The sequence below is a fragment of the Echinicola sp. 20G genome (assembly GCF_015533855.1).
In the GTDB taxonomy this organism is placed as follows: domain Bacteria; phylum Bacteroidota; class Bacteroidia; order Cytophagales; family Cyclobacteriaceae; genus Echinicola.
Genome location: NZ_AP024154.1, coordinates 2459467 through 2475753 on the forward strand (window position 1 = coordinate 2459467; position 16287 = coordinate 2475753).

Annotated in this window: 9 protein-coding genes; all 9 read left to right on the top strand. The window is 38.9% G+C overall.

Features of this window, described 5'->3' with window-relative positions; genetic code table 11:
- Positions 1-214 precede the first annotated feature (214 nt).
- The 9 genes from JL001_RS10425 to JL001_RS10465 all read left to right on the top strand — a co-directional run bounded on the left by JL001_RS10425 (position 215) and on the right by JL001_RS10465 (position 15725).
- Positions 215-805, top strand: a complete 591-nt coding sequence (locus JL001_RS10425) for an RNA polymerase sigma-70 factor (protein WP_200976024.1) — start codon at positions 215-217, stop codon at positions 803-805.
- A gap of 601 nt (positions 806-1406) precedes the next feature.
- Entirely contained in the window at positions 1407-2408 is a 1002-nt protein-coding gene (locus tag JL001_RS10430) for a FecR family protein (RefSeq protein ID WP_200976025.1), read from the top strand.
- 101 nt (positions 2409-2509) lie between these two features.
- Positions 2510-5989, top strand: a complete 3480-nt coding sequence (locus tag JL001_RS10435) for a TonB-dependent receptor (protein ID WP_200976026.1) — start codon at positions 2510-2512, stop codon at positions 5987-5989.
- 16 nt (positions 5990-6005) lie between these two features.
- The gene (locus tag JL001_RS10440; protein WP_200976027.1) at positions 6006-7769 is read left to right on the top strand and encodes a RagB/SusD family nutrient uptake outer membrane protein; all 1764 of its coding nucleotides are present in this window, start codon (positions 6006-6008) and stop codon (positions 7767-7769) included.
- Between the two features lie 117 nt (positions 7770-7886).
- Positions 7887-9428: an arylsulfatase gene (locus tag JL001_RS10445; RefSeq protein WP_200976028.1), complete on the top strand. Its 1542-nt coding sequence runs from the start codon at positions 7887-7889 to the stop codon at positions 9426-9428.
- A gap of 140 nt (positions 9429-9568) precedes the next feature.
- Positions 9569-11116 (top strand): arylsulfatase, encoded by a 1548-nt coding sequence (locus JL001_RS10450; RefSeq protein WP_200976029.1) that lies wholly within the window; start codon positions 9569-9571, stop codon positions 11114-11116.
- Between the two features lie 6 nt (positions 11117-11122).
- A complete protein-coding gene (locus tag JL001_RS10455; protein ID WP_200976030.1) occupies positions 11123-12661 on the top strand; it encodes an arylsulfatase in 1539 nt (512 codons plus the stop codon).
- Positions 12662-12698: 37 nt separating this feature from the next.
- Complete coding sequence (locus JL001_RS10460) at positions 12699-14339, top strand: right-handed parallel beta-helix repeat-containing protein (RefSeq protein WP_200976031.1); 1641 nt, start codon at positions 12699-12701, stop codon at positions 14337-14339.
- Positions 14340-14750: 411 nt separating this feature from the next.
- The gene (locus JL001_RS10465; RefSeq protein WP_236252772.1) at positions 14751-15725 is read left to right on the top strand and encodes a glycoside hydrolase family protein; all 975 of its coding nucleotides are present in this window, start codon (positions 14751-14753) and stop codon (positions 15723-15725) included.
- Positions 15726-16287 lie beyond the last annotated feature (562 nt).

Sequence of the window (16287 nt, forward strand, 5' to 3'; positions counted from 1 at the left end):
TTCCTTGAGTAGAAAAGTGCAATTAAATATTTGTATAATTTAGCATCTGTACAAAGGAGAGTGTTAATATTATTGATTAACTGTATCAAGTTAAAATATTAATAAATTAGTTTCGTAAGATAAAATAGTATAGTAATAGTTGAATCGAAATAAAATATTTCCGTAAAGTTTTATTTCGAATAAATAATTTCTATGTTTAGGGGTGTTGTACTAAATGAGATATCTTCTAAACCATACTGACGTTGAGTTAATTGCCTTGCTAAGACAAGGTGAGTTGACTGCTTTTGATGAACTGTATCATCGTTATGTGCCAAGAGTATTGGGGTTTGCAAAGACTTTTATTTTGGACAATGATGAAGCTGAAGAAGCAGTCCAAGAAGTCTTTATAAAGGTTTGGGAAAAGAGAAATACGCTTAAGAGTGAGTTAAGTTTTAAAAGCTATCTCTTTGTGTCTGTAAAAAACCAAATTTACAATAAGTTACGCAATGCCAAGAAGTTTGTCAGTGTTGAAGAAACAGAGGTAGATCTCATTTCCAATGAAATGCATGTTTACGATGAGCTAGCGTACCAGGAATTAGAACAAACAGCTTTTAGTGTATTAGATCAACTTCCTCAAATCCAAAAGAAGGTTTTTACCCTTAATAAATTAGAGGGTTTGAGCCATAAGGAAATTGCGGGAATGCTTAATATCTCAGTAAGAACTGTAGAGCATCATGTGTATTTAGCTAGCAAACAGTTACGGGCTAGTATTTTGCAACATGCTTCCATGGTCAGTGTTTTTGTGATTTTTATGCTGAATAGCTAAAAAATATTTTCATTACCCTCCCCAAAAAAAAGAATAGTACTACTCATCATTTTTGTGTGTATTTGCTGATAACTGAGCAAGCTTATAAAGCACATAATTTCACTCCATCAAGATTTTATTTGCAAGTTAAAGGTGAACCAATTACACCTGTCACGATTATCGGGATAAAAAGGGAGAATACAGTTTTGTAATAGTTTGATAATCATATTTTAGTTCATCGGTGTTTGGGTAAAATAAAATGTGTTAAAGAAAGCATATAGCTATCAAAAAACTCTCGTCTCCTCGACTTTTCCATTTGATCCATGATTTTTAATACGAGATATAGCTTCGTTTGACAAAGGAAATGTAGTTCTCAGTACTTAAGTATGTTGTTGTAATAAAAAAAGTTAAAAATTCTATAAATATTTTATCGGAATTTATATCTATTATTTTCAATTTTTTAAGATTTAAATTCTTTTATTGTGCGCTTTTTCACTTGTTTTTGATTAATTGTTTTATTTAGATGGAATTCAGTTTTTTAGTGTTAATAAAAAATTAAAGTTTCATTAAGTAGTTCGCCCTTCCCAAGTGTATAACCCTTAGAAGACTACAAGAAACGAAAGTGAATAAAGATAAACTCATAAGATTTTTAAACAATAAAGCTTCAGTAGGAGAAAAGCATGAAGTGAGCCAATGGCTGGAAAAGCCTAAAGCTCAGCAAAAGCTGGACGCCTTAATGGAGAAAACTTGGGAGGAGTCGGAAATCTCCGATAGTAAGGAGGATAAAGAGAGGATTTTAGAGAATATCCATAAAAAGATAAAAAAGGAGAATGAGAGGCCACTGCAAAATAAAGAAAAGAAGCTATGGTGGCCTTCACTGAAGATAGCAGCTTCCGTGTTGCTAGTAGGGCTTATTACTTTTGCAGTATATCGTCAGGTCTATCACTTGGATGTGCCTGAAGTGAAAGAAGAGCTGATAGTCTACACTAAGGAGGCTAAAAGTGGCCAAAAACTTAAATTGAGATTACCTGACCAAACCTTTGTAATTCTAAATGCCAATTCATCATTAAGTTATTCCTCAGAGTTTGGTAAAGAGATTAGAGAAGTAAGCCTTAAGGGAGAAGCTTTTTTTGAAGTGGCATCTGATAAGGAGCACCCTTTCAAAGTAAGGACAGAGAGCTTGGTGACCACAGCTTTAGGAACTGCATTTAATACTTACTCAAGGGATGGTGATGTGAAAGTTGCTTTGACTGAAGGGAAAGTTAAGGTGGAGCAGTTGGGGCCGTCCAATGGAGATAATGAGGTTTTACTTGTCCCTGGTCAAATGGCTAGCTTTACTTCTGAAGAAAATTATATGCTTCAAGTAGAGGCTTTTGAACCTTTAAAAGTAATGGCCTGGAAAGAGGGGAGGATTAGATTTAAGAGCCAAAAGTTGAAAGATGTTGTTGAAAACCTGGAGCAATGGTATTCAATCGATATTGAATTGGGTAAGGGAGTGAAAGCCAGTAGGAAAGTTTCAGGCTTGTTTGACAACGAGAGTTTGGAAAATATACTCAATGGATTGTCTTTTTCCTTAGGTTTTAAATACGAAATACAAGAAAACAAAGTAATCATTAAACCATAATAATTGCCTATGATATAAAAATAAGGACAGTCATCCATCGCCAAATGAAGTGACTGTCCCGAGAGTTTCAAGTGACTAACCTTAAAACATTTAACTAAATTATGAAAAGAAAATTACTAGACCTAATAATAATGGTGTCTAAAAATCTGCTATATGGCATAATTATTCAATGCTTATTTCTTTCGACCTTGATGGCAAAGGAAGGGAATGCACAGATAAAGCCACTTGATAAGGCTTTTGTGAAAGTTGAAAAGAGAGAATGGACCGTTAAGGCACTGTTTGAAGAGATGGAACGCAAAACGGATTATGTTTTTGTTTATCCTGATGACGTTGTTGATAATAAACCCAAGGTGAGTATTGGTAACGAAGAACTTTCTGTAGAGATGGTTCTTACAGAAATTGCCAAGACTACCGGACTAAAATTTAAGCAAGTCAATAACAGCGTCTTTGTTGGAAGACAACGCGATATTATTAAAGCTGTTGAAGCTAATATCGTGGCAGTAGAAGTAAGCGGTGTTATTACTGATAAAGATGGCAACCCACTTCCGGGAGTAGCTATTGTAGAAAAAGGTACTACTAATGGTACTGTGACAGATTTGGATGGACAATACTCCATTAATGTTCAAGAAGGTGGTGAACTTGTCTTTTCCTTTGTTGGATTTAAGACGCAGACAGTTCAAGTGGGAAGTAATAGTCAAATAAACTTAGTACTTGAAGAAGATTTAGGAGATCTAGACGAAGTGGTTGTGGTAGGTTATGGTACCCAAAAGAAGAGTACCCTTACCGGTTCCGTGACGGATTTAAAGGCAGATAAGCTTGCCAAAAACCCAACTACTAACGTAAAAGGACTTTTAGTAGGACAAGTTCCTGGTTTGGTAACTAATCAAAACCCAGGACTCCCTGGAGCTGATAATGTTAATATTAGTATTAGAGGATTCGGAGCTCCTTTAGTCATTGTGGATGGAGTGGAGTCTTATTTGGATCGTCTAGACCCTAATGATATTGAAAGCATTTCTGTTCTGAAAGACGCTTCTGCTGCTATTTATGGTGCTCGTGCAGGGAATGGAGTTATTTTGGTAACTACTAAAAGAGGAACTTCAGGTAAGCCTAAGATAACTTATCATGGTTATTTTGCTACCCAGAAAAGATTGACTTTCCCTGAGCAGGTAGATGCAGGTAATTTTATCAAATTAGGCAGGGACGCTATTTTTAATACCCAGTATGATCCTGCAAATCCAGATGCAGATATTTCTTATGGAACTTTGTTTACTGAAGAGAATCTAGAAAAATATACTGCACCTGGCGCCCCAAGTTATGATTGGGCAAATGCTACCGTTAAAAAAGGAGGCTCTCCTTTACAGAATCACAATTTAAGCCTTAGGGGTGGAAGTGAGGATGTGAGGTATTACATCAGTTTGGGTATGCAAGACCAGTCTGGGATCTTCAATGGAGATTATGACTACAGTAAATTTTCCATTACTAGTAATACAGATATCAAACTTTCAGAAGGATTAGACCTTAAGCTGAATGTAAGCCATATCAATGAACAACAGGATTATGCTGCATCTTCTATCGGGGATATTTGGAATGATTTGAGGACCGCACAACCTATATATCCTACTTCTTTGCCTGATCCTACTAAGAATCCATACTCTGGATTTAATGCTCGTTCACCAATAACAAGAATTCAGAAAGATGTTGTAGGTTATGAGAATACCAATAAAAAGACAACAGCTGGTGCCCTTGAATTAAGCTATAATTTGCCTTTCTTCAAAGATTTGACATTAGGGGCTAGAACGAACTTTAGATTTAGAACTGCAGTATCAGAAACATTGACCAAATTCTATCAGGTTTATTCCTACAACCCAGATGATATCACTGATACTTATGATGGGTATCAAGTTGAGGGGTCTGCAGGGATCAATAGATATATTAAAAGTATATACGGACCTAGTGATCCAAGAAGTAGGTTTCTTTATAGAGGATACGCAAGATATAATAAAGACATAGATAAGCATAATGTCTCATTTTTGGCCTTTGGAGAAAGAGAAGACAATGTTTACAATAGTCTGACTGTGAACAGAAGGGATTTGCTCTCTCCTGATATTCCTGAAGTAAGCGGTGCTAATGAGTTGACCACTACTTCTGGTACTGGACGTGATGTAGAGTATACTCGTGTTAGTTTTGCAGGGCGATTGAATTATTCCTTCGATGAAAAATATCTTTTTGAAGCTACCTTAAGGGCAGATGCTAGTTCTAAATTTGGTCCTAAAGTAAGATGGGGTTATTTCCCTTCTGTTTCTGCAGGTTGGAACATCGCAAGGGAAGACTTTATGAAAAATGCAGAGATGTTTGATCAATTGAAGTTAAGACTTTCATTTAGTCAGACTGGAGTTGATAGTAATTTAGGAAACACTTCTTTTGAATATTTATCTGGCTTTGAGGAAAGAACAGGGAATATTTATCTTCTTGATGGACAGCAGGTACCTCAAATACAAGCCAGTGGCTTACCTAATGAACTGGTAACTTGGGAAGAGACCACATTGTATAATGCAGGACTTGACTATACTTTGTTTGGTGGACGTGTGTTTGGTAGCATTGATGGATTTTATAGATACCGTGATGGTTTGCTTAGACAACCTTTGGAATCTTTGCCAGGAACGTTTGGTGCAGCACTTCCTCAGGTGAACCTTGATGCAAGAAGTAATAGGGGGCTTGATGCTTCTTTGGGTGTAAAGGGCTCTGTTGGGGATTTCCAATATAATGTAGTGGCAGGCGTTGGATATACTAGAGAGAAATATGAGAAATACCAAGAAGATATTGATGAGACCGACCCTGTTCAAGTGAAGTTTAACAAGAGAACAGGTCGTTGGGTAAACGTTGCGTTCGGATATAAGTCTGATGGACTTTTCAATTCCCAAGCTGAAGTGGATGAATATTTGGATACCTATACTTTTGAAGATATCAATGGTACTCCAAAACCTGGAGATATTAAATATGTTGATATCACTGGTGATGGTGTGATCAATAGAGAGGACAGGTATGAAATTGGTTACGGAAATAATCCTCAATTGACCTATAGCCTTAGCCCAAGCTTGACTTATAAAAACTTCAATTTGTCGATGTTATGGCAAGGAGGATCACAGTTCAATGTTTTTATAGTAGGAGCATATAGATCGCCATTCAATAATGAGCAGGTTCCACTTACAATACATCAAGAGTATTCTTGGACCCAAGACCCTGCCAATCCTGGAGTAGGATCCAATCCAAATGCTCAGTTGCCAGCATTCAACAGAGACGGTTCAAGAACATGGAATGATCTGCAGTCAGATTTCTGGATGAAAGATGGTACTTATATAAGATTGAAAACAGCTACTTTATCATATAACGTCAGCAACCAAATTCTTTCTCGAGTAGGTTTGGATAGGGTAACTGTTTATGTGTCAGGTGACAATATAGTTTCCTTTAATAAATTGGGGATCTTCAAGGGAAGCCTTGACCCTGAAGAATCTTCGCAACCAAATGCATTTAACTTGCCTTTGTTAAGGACGATGTCTTTTGGTGTTCAAGTAGCATTGTAATTTAAAGCAGATAGTAATGAAAAATATAAGAAATATATTATTACCACTTTGCATCTTCATGCTATTTTCATGTGAAGATGAGTTGACTAAGGTACCGGATTTTATTTCGGAGGATAATGTCTTTGAATCAGAGGCATTGACTGAAGCCTATTTGGCTAATGTTTATCAGGATATAAGGTTTTTTAATTGGGGTGGGCAAGCTGGATTAAATATTGGAATGATACCTGCCATTGGTGGCGAACATATTTGTTTTGCTGATTGGCAGGATCCCAATACCACATATCAAAGGACTTACTCAGCAGCAGCTGGTGATGGACCTGTTGGATATTATCCATGGAACAATGTTCGTGATGTAAATTATATTATTGAGAATATTGTAGAAAGTGCTTCGTATAATCAAGATTATATCAATGCAAAAGCAGCAGAGGCCAAGTTTCTAAGAGCTTTTATGTATTTTGAAATGGTAAAACGTTATGGTGGAGTACCATTGATTACCAGTGTTCAAGATGTAAATGATCCAGAGGAAGAGCTTTATCCTAGTAGAAATACGGAACAAGAAGTATATGATTTCATTATTTCTGAACTGGATGCAGCAATTCCTTATTTAAGTCCTGATGCTATAGGAGGACAAGGTCGTGCAGACAAATGGACTGCATTGGCTCTTCAAAGCCGAGCAGCATTATATGCAGCGAGTATAGCCAACTTTGGGCAGGTGCAAATAGACGGAGTGGTAGGGATTCCAAATTCTTTAGCTCAGAGTTATTACCAAAAAAGTTATGACGCTTCTAAGGAAATCATTGAATCGGGAAATTTTACGCTCTATAATGAGTACAGTGATAAGGTAGAGAATTACATCAACTTATTTTTGGATGACAATAACAGCGAGGTGATTTTTGCCCAGGTTTTTGAGCCAATTATTAAGGGTACTAGTTTCGATAACCTTGCTTTTCCTGCGGAATTTAGAGCGGGCTGGGGCTGTAATTTCCCAGTATTGTACGATATGGTTGAGTTGTTTGATTTTCAAGACGGCACCTTAGGCACGTCAATTAGTAGAGATGAACTTAATGCCAATAATAAGTGGGATATGGACGAGTTCTTTGGAAACAGAGATCCACGCTTTAGGGCATCTGTGTTCTATCCGGAAACAACCTTTAAGGGAGGGCTAATCTATTTTCATAGTAGTACCCTTTATACTAATGGTCAAGGTCAAAAGGTAGAAGTTAGTTCAGGAAATCTTGATAGAAATGGAGAGGTTTGGCCTGCTTCTGCACATGCCAGAAACGTAAGAAATACAGCTATGCTGAGACGTAAGAATGTAAATGAATATTTGGATCTACCAGTTAGTGGTGATTCTGGGCAGGATTTTGCGATTTTCAGATTAGGTGAGATGTATTTGAATTTGGCAGAAGCTGCTTACTATCTTAATCAAATGGGGGAATCTCTTGACGCAGTTAACATGATAAGAGAGAGAGCTGGAATGCCGCTTTATGATCAGATTTCTGAGGAAAACTTGAGAAAAGAAAGACAAGTAGAATTGTGTTTTGAAACTCATAGATACTGGGATTTGGTGAGATGGAGAACGGCTCCAGATTATTTGGATAATGTAAGGATGAAAGGGTTGGTATTCAAGTATGACCTTGATGAGGACAAGTACATCATTACATTGAAGAATGCAGAACCAGTGACCAGAGAGTTTGGTCCAGAAAGGTTTTACTTCCCAATTGATCAGGGAATAATTGCAGATAATCCGAAGTGGGTTCAAAATCCAGGCTACGAATAAATATTGAAGATTTAAGATTAAAAGGGCCAGTAATTTTACTGGCCTTTTTTATCGGATGTATTATTACTGTACCTCTCTGAAGTTTTCTGGAGAGGCTTTAGAATCAAAGAAGTTGAAATGAAGGAACTAAAATTATTTGCAGGCTTAGCGCTATTGTTTTGTATTTCATGCAGTCAAAAGCAAGTAGCCAAAAAAACAGATTCTTCTGGCAAGGGAAAACCCAATGTACTACTGATTTATACAGATGATGTAGGGTATGGGGATATCGCTACTTATGGCGGAAAAATCCCTACTCCCAATATTGATAAGTTAGCTGAGCAGGGTTTGCTGTTTACGAATGCTTATGCGTCGGCAGCCACTTGCACTCCGTCTAGGTATTCATTGCTCACAGGGGAATATGCCTGGAGAGCAAAGGGGCGCGGAGTAGCGCCAGGAGATGCCTCCGCTTTGATCAAACCAGGAGTGGAGACACTACCTTTGGTGATGCAAAAAGGAGGTTATAGAACAGCAGTCATAGGTAAGTGGCATTTAGGATTGGGGGGAGAAAATGGCCCAGATTGGAATGGTGAACTAAGCCCGGGACCTTTGGAAATTGGCTTTGATTATTCATTTATCATACCTGCGACTGGAGATCGGGTTCCTACAGTGTTTGTTGAAGACCATCATGTGGTTAACTTGGATCCTAAGGACCCTATAGAGGTTAGCTACCGTAAAAAAGTAGGTGATAGACCTACCGGAAAGGACAATCCGGACTTGCTTAAGATGATGTGGTCTCATGGCCATAACCATACCATTGTCAATGGCGTAAGCCGAATTGGTTACATGTCGGGAGGCGAGGCAGCCCTGTGGAGAGATGAGGATTTTGCACAAACTTTTGTGGATAAGGCCAGTGCTTTTATCAAGCAGGATTTAGGCAAACCATTCTTTATGTACTTTGCGACCCACGATATTCATGTGCCAAGAATAGCCAATGAACGCTTTCAAGGCGCAACTGAGTTTGGCCCTCGTGGAGACGTGATTGTTCAGTTAGATTGGACTGTAGGAGAATTGGTGAAATTACTAAAAGCTGAAGGGCTTGATAAAAATACCATGATTATTTTCTCCAGCGATAATGGGCCTGTATTGGACGATGGCTATGTAGATCAGGCAAGAGAGCTGGTAGGTGACCATCATCCGGGAGGTAACCTAAGAGGTGGGAAATACAGTGCCTTTGAAGCAGGAACTCGCGTACCTTTTATTGTGAAATGGCCCGCAGAAATTCAGTCAGGAACCATCTCCAATGCTCTTTTTAGCCAAGTAGATTTATTAGGTTCTATGGCTGCCTATCTGGATGTAGAATATGACTCCACCCAGGCAGTAGACACTGAAAATGCTTGGCAAAGTTTGGTAGGAGAGGATACAGAAGGCAGATATGCTTTGGTGCAGGAAGCCTTGTTCAGTAATCTGGCTTATGTGAGAAGGGATGGTTATAAGTATATCCCGGCCAACAACGGCCCAGACATGGTGCCTTGGGGGCCGATCATTGAAACTGGATTCTCCAAAGAGGATCAGCTGTTTGATGTGAAAGCAGATGCAGGAGAGACCAATGAGGTTTCAGATGAGTTTCCAAAGGTAATGGAGGAAATGAAAAAGGAGCTAAATGTGATAATTAATAAGTGATAGTAAAAGACCTGGGAACCCCGGGTCTTTTTTGTTAGTGCATGATAAAAAAGTATGCAATCAAGTGATTATTGGTGGAACAAAAGGTAGAGGTTTTTAGGTAAATTGCGCTAATTTCTTAAAGTAATCAATCTAAAAAAATGGATATATTAAAGTGTAGAATTTTTGTGATAGTCTTGGTTTTTATTGCCGCAAGCTGTAAGAATCAATCGACCGAAAGTGAGAAAGTAGCTATTACTCCTCCAAACATCATTTATATCTTAGCAGATGATATGGGCTTTGGAGATTTAGGAGCCAATAACCCTGATAGTAAGATCCCAACTCCTCATCTTGACCAATTGGCAAAGGAAGGAATGCGTTTTACAGATGCGCATACCTCCTCGGCAGTGTGCACCCCTACCAGATATGGTATTTTGACCGGAAGGTATAATTGGAGATCAACGTTGAAAAAAGGGGTATTAGGTGGATATAGTAAACCTTTGATTGATACTACCAGAGCAACGGTGGCTTCCATGCTCAGTGCACATGGTTATCATACGGCATTTATAGGCAAGTGGCACCTTAGCTGGGACTGGGGAAAAGATGCTTCTGGAAACGTGGATTTCAGCTTACCTGTGACCCATAATCCAAATGACAATGGCTTTGACTATGCTTATGGCCATGTGGCTTCTTTGGATATCCCTCCATATGTTTATGTAGAAAATGGAAAAGTTACAGCAGTTCCGACTGATTCCACCCAAAGTAAGGATAAGTATGGCTGGTGGAGAAAAGGGATGACAGGTCCTGATTTTAAGCACGAAGATGTTACACCTAATTTTTTCAGGAGAGGCATCCAGTATGTCAAAGAAAGAGCCCATTCAGGAGAACCATTTTTCCTTTATTTGCCATTGCCTTCCCCGCATACTCCTATTTTGCCTTCTGAAGAGTACCAGGGTAAAAGTGGCTTAAACCCTTATGGGGATTTTGTAATGATGATTGATGATTATATGGGGCAATTAATGGCCGCGGTCAAAGAAGCGGGTATTGAAGAAAATACCATGATTGTTTTTACCAGTGACAATGGCTGTTCTCCTGCTGCCAAAATTGAAGAGCTGACAGCTAAGGGACATTATCCAAATGGTATTTATAGAGGGCATAAAGCGGATATTTATGAAGGTGGACATCGGGTTCCATTCATCGTAAAATGGCCAAGAACTATCAAAGCTTCTACTATCAATGATCAAACCATTTGTACGACAGACTTAATGGCTACCTGTGCTGATTTGGTGGGGTACAAGCTAAAGGACGATGAGGGAGAAGACAGTTACAGCATGCTGCCATTATTTCAAGGTGAAACTTTGGAAGGCGATTTCCGTGAGGCAACAGTTCACCATTCCATTAATGGAAGCTTTGCCATCAGGAAAGGTGATTGGAAGTTGGCGATGACTGCGGGTTCTGGCGGCTGGAGTTTTCCAACCCCTGCCCAAGTGGCCAAACAAGACACATTGCCAGAAGTTCAGTTGTTCAACATGAAAGACGACCCGAAAGAAGAAAATAACCTACAGGCAGAGTTCCCGGAAAAGGTTGATGAACTTCAAGCGCTTTTGACAAAATACATTGAATCAGGAAGAAGCACACCTGGTCAGCCTCAGCCAAATGATGGTGGAGAATTATGGGAACAGCTATGGTGGATGCAAGAATCTGAATAATTAACTATGAGATTTATACCCTTAAACCTTTTAAAAGCAGTTTTTGTTGGCTGCTGTTTACTTCAATTTTCATGTGCTGAAAAAAGCCAGCGTGAAGAACCCAAACGACCAAATATTATTTATGTGTTGGCCGATGACATGGGCATTGGTGATATTCAAGCATTTTACCCTGAAGGGAAAATAGCCACACCAAACCTTGATCAAATGGCTGCAGATGGGATGCGTTTCACAGATGCCCATACATCATCTGCTGTCTGTACGCCCACGCGATACAGCATTTTAACTGGACGTTATAACTGGCGTTCTAGGTTGAAAGAAGGAGTCTTGTGGAGTGATGATAAAGGTTTGATAGACACTGCAAGAACTACAGTACCCTCTCTGCTGAAGGACCATGGCTACCATACCGCTTATTTGGGAAAGTGGCATTTGGGTTGGAACTGGGGACATGATGAGCAAGGAAATATAGACTTTAGCAAAGAAGTAACCCATAATCCAAATGATAATGGTTTTGACTATGCTTATGGACATGTCGCTTCATTGGATATTCCACCTTATGTATATGTTGAAAATGGAAAGGTGACAGCAATTCCCACCGACTCGACAGAAAGCAAAGACAAGTATGGTTGGTGGAGAAAAGGGATGACAGCACCTGATTTTAAGCATGAAGATGTAACGCCTAATTTCTTCAGAAGAGCGATTTCATATGTGCAAGAGAGGGCAAAGACAGATCAGCCTTTTTTCCTTTATTTGGCGCTCCCTTCCCCACACTCTCCAATTCTTCCGTCAGAAAAATGGCAAGGCAAAAGCGGGTTGAACCCCTATGGTGATTTTGTGATGATGATTGATGATTACATGGGACAGTTGATTTCCGCGGTAAATGAATCGGGAGTAGAAGATGACACCATGATCATATTTGTAACAGACAATGGCTGTGCCCCAGCTTCCAAAATTGATGAATTGATTGAAGCAGGGCATCACCCAAGTGGAATTTACCGAGGGCATAAGGCGGATATTTACGAAGGTGGTCATCGAGTGCCTTTTATAGTCAAGTGGCCAAAGACGGTCAAAGCAGGAAGTGTCAGCGATCAGACCATCTGCACTACTGATTTGTTAGCCACTTGTGCGGCCTTGGTCGATTATAAATTGAAAGACAATGAAGGCGAGGACAGCTATAATATGCTTCCTCTTCTCAAAGGAGAGACTTTAAAAGAAGATTTTCGTGAAGCAACAGTCCATCATTCAGTGAATGGCTCTTTTGCGATTCGAAAGGGAGATTGGAAACTGCTTATGTGTGGAGGTTCAGGTGGATGGAGCTACCCAACTCCTCAGGACGTCGCGGAAATGGATTCCTTGCCACCTGTTCAGCTGTACAACATGAAAGAAGACCCTTCAGAAACCAGTAACCTTGAAGCGAAATATCCAGAAAAAGTACAGGAGCTTCAGGATCTTCTGACCAAATATGTTGTTGAAGGCAGAAGTACACCTGGGGTGGCTCAGGAAAATGATGGTGAAAAGAAGTGGAAGCAGCTTTGGTGGATCGACTAAAGCGAATAAAATATTTATAAATTCGAAAATTGATAAGATGAAAAGAAAGCTGTTTATAATCAGTGTATTGCATGTTTTGTTCTTGGCCATATGCTGGGGAGGACATGCCAAAGATTATTATGTCCATCCCACAAAAGGAAAGGATACTAATACTGGGTTAAGCCAATCGGCAGCTTTCCAAAGTCTTGATAAGGTCAATCATTTAAAACTAGAAGCCGGTGACCGGGTTTTATTGGCTTCGGGAGAAGTGTTTCTAGGTGCCATAAGCCTAAATGACGTGAAAGGGATGAAAAGTGCTCCTATTACTTTTCAGTCTTACGCTTGGAATGGGGGAGAGAGTTTACGGGCTGTGATCGATGCAAAGAGTGAAGATGCTGGTGTTTTACTAAAGGATTGTTCATGGATAAACATTATTGGTCTTGAAATCAAGGCAGATGGATATGATCAAAATATCGAGCAAAATGCAAAAATGAGATGTGGGATTTTGGTAACGAATCAAGAAGCTGAAAAAGTACAGGGCATCGAAATTGATAACGTTTATATTCATGATGTTTTCTTTGCCAACCCCGGTATCAATAGAGGTGAGAATGAAATAAAAACGGCAAATGGAACCCAAGCTTATGGCTGGGGGATCAGGGTGATCAATAGTAACCCAGAGCTGATGATTCAAGAGGTAAAGATCAGTAATTGTAAGGTTGAAAATGTAGCGCACACTGGTATCAAGCTGACAGGCAAAGATCATAATATTCAGCAAGTCAAAATCAGTAATAATGAAGTGATTCGACCTGGTGGGCCTGGTATTCAAATGTCAGGGGTGCGTTTTGTTCATGTCTTGAACAATAATGTGCAATACTCAGGAAGTCCAGATGATAGCAGAAAGTGGGGTCGAGGTAGCGGACTTTGGACTTGGGGGGCTTCTCAGGTGATGATCGAGCACAATCAATTTATGCATGCTAATGGGCCCGCAGATTCTGCTGGGGCTCATATTGACTTTAATTGTGACAATGTAGTCATGCAGTACAATTTCAGTGCTTTTAATGCTGGGGGTTTTTGCGAAATTTTAGGGAATAATTTTAATTGTTCCTACCGCTTTAATATCAGTGTCAATGATGGACACCGGGAAAAAGGAGTAGGGAATGCTTTTCAGGAAGGAAAAGTTTTTTGGTTGAGCGGCTATCAGGGTAAGAAAGCCAGAAAGGGGCCTATTAATTCCTATTTCTACAATAATACCATCTATGTAAGCAAAGACCATACGGCCAAAATAGCTATTGAGAATAATTCTAGTGGTATTTTGATCGCCAATAATATTTTCTGCATCGAGGGGGAAAGCAAATATGTATTGGGAGATCAGTACAATCCTGATGACGGAAAAGGCAATGTCAGCTTAGAACATGTAACTTTTGCAAATAATCTCTTCTATGATAAGGGTAATTGGCCAAAAGAAGCCATGATTTACGACCAATCTCCGATCTATGGAAATCCCCAATTTGCAAATGCCGGTGGAGAAAAACCATCAGATTATATCCCTTCCAACGCGAATTTGGTAAAGCAAGGGATTGAAGTAAAAAGAATAGAAGGAGATCCTTTTGGTTTGGTTAGAGGCTTACAAATGAAGACAGATTTTCTAGGACAAGAAATAAACGGAATCAATTTTATTGGTGCAATAAAGCCTGAGTGATATTATTGACATCTGTACTTGTTAATTATCCCCCTCCTAGTACTAGTGAGTTAAAGACTTTATAACTTTGAAAGGTTATTATTGCGGGGAGGTCGACACAGCTGCGGGACGGGGGTGGCCTTGTGGGAAGAAGCTTTAGCTGTGTCTTGATTTTTCTTTGCTTCGTTTCTTTTCATCTAAGGAAAAGAAATGAAGAGTAAAGCCTAGGAAACAGACTTAATTGGTGGAAAAACCATTTTCAATTGCCAATATTTAAAAACAATAATTTTTCAAAATATACAACTAGTTTAAGAAGTAGTAACAACTAAAAATTAGATAGATTTGATCAATAAAGCACTAAAGATTACATTATTGAGCGTGACCCTTTTAACACTGTGTTTTTCTGTCAGTAAAGGCCAAGACCCGCTGAGTTTGTCAAAACACATACAGCCTGTAGGACAAGAAAATATCTTCAAAACGGAAGGATACTATAATTGGGGTGGATCAGTGATAAAAGGAGAAGATGGCAAATACCATCTTTTTTATTCCAGATGGCCAAAATCCACACAATTTTCTGGTTGGATGATATACTCAGAAATAGCTCACGCGGTGTCCGACCAACCGGTGGGTCCATGGGAATACAAAGAAACTGTGCTGGAAGGTAGGGGTAAAGGCCATTGGGATGCGATTACAGCACACAACCCGAAAATTAAACAATTTAAAGGGAAGTTTTACTTATACTATGTGTCTACAAATTTGGGTGAAAACAAGGATTATAATGAGGATGACTTGAAGGAGATCAGTCGTTCCCGGTTAAGTCACCCAGGTAGGAAAGTGGCCAGATCAAATCAACGAACAGGAGTGGCTGTGGCTACATCCTTAGATGGACCTTGGACCAGACAAAACCAGCCATTAATAGAGCCATCAGGGCCAATTACTACCATTACTGTCAACCCGGCAGTTGCTCAAGGAAAAGACGATAGATTTTATATGATTGTCAAGGGGGACAAGCCCAACGAAACCAGGTTTATTCGGAATCAAGCTATGGCGATCAGTGATCATCCTGATGGACCTTACGAGATTCAGCCTGATCCAGTAATTGATTACATCGATACTGAGGACATGTCTCTTTGGTATGATGAAAGCAGAGGAATGTATTATGGAATATTCCATACTCCAGAAGGATTTATCGGTCTGGTAAGTTCTGAGGATGGATTGAAATGGAAAAAAGCTTCTGAGTACCAGGTAATGCCAAAAGAGATGAAAATGGATGACGGATCAATACTTAAGCCTGATCGCCTTGAACGCCCTTTTGTCTATGAAGAAAATGGACAAGTAGTCATGTTAGGGTTGGCAGCCAAGCAAGGAGACAATTCTTTTGTCATAACCATACCTTTAAAATACTAATCTTCAAGTACTTAACTTGGCTCATTAAGCTCGGAAATTAAAATGCGATTTTAAATGACAATAGCGATATGAACAACGTATGAGTCAAAAAACTTGAAGATTAGGATGAAATGCAAAAATAGTATGGGTATTGGTTGAATTTCATAGTGCATTTGCCCTTATTTTTGAGTTACTTGCTATCATCTAAATTATTGTAGGGTTAAAATTTTACAATCATTTAATGGGTTTTAATTAGGGTTTGTAAGGTAAAAATCCCCGAGATCTTTGTCTCGGGGATTTTTTTGTTCAAGAAAAATAATAGTAGGGCAGAAATACAGAAAAGGTATTTCATTTATTAATACATCAGCCCAATTTTTCATCCAGTTAGATTATACAGATTGTATCTTATGGTTAAATCGAAAGATTAAATTGGTTTGTAAGGAAGTTCTACTTTTTTAAAGAAATTCTAGAACCATAATATCGATTTAGCAGTAATTTTATATGTATTTTTTACTATAACAAATGGTGATTAGTATAAAATTTTACTTATTAATCCGTTAAATATGATATTATTACTATATTA

Bases quoted from the DNA above. Each gene is read 5' to 3' on its own strand.
- JL001_RS10425 (WP_200976024.1), top strand. From the start codon at position 215: ATGAGATATCTTCTAAACCATACTGACGTTGAGTTAATTGCCTTGCTA.
- JL001_RS10435 (WP_200976026.1), top strand. From the start codon at position 2,510: ATGAAAAGAAAATTACTAGACCTAATAATAATGGTGTCTAAAAATCTG.
- JL001_RS10440 (WP_200976027.1), top strand. From the start codon at position 6,006: ATGAAAAATATAAGAAATATATTATTACCACTTTGCATCTTCATGCTA.
- JL001_RS10445 (WP_200976028.1), top strand. From the start codon at position 7,887: ATGAAGGAACTAAAATTATTTGCAGGCTTAGCGCTATTGTTTTGTATT.
- JL001_RS10450 (WP_200976029.1), top strand. From the start codon at position 9,569: ATGGATATATTAAAGTGTAGAATTTTTGTGATAGTCTTGGTTTTTATT.
- JL001_RS10455 (WP_200976030.1), top strand. From the start codon at position 11,123: ATGAGATTTATACCCTTAAACCTTTTAAAAGCAGTTTTTGTTGGCTGC.
- JL001_RS10460 (WP_200976031.1), top strand. From the start codon at position 12,699: ATGAAAAGAAAGCTGTTTATAATCAGTGTATTGCATGTTTTGTTCTTG.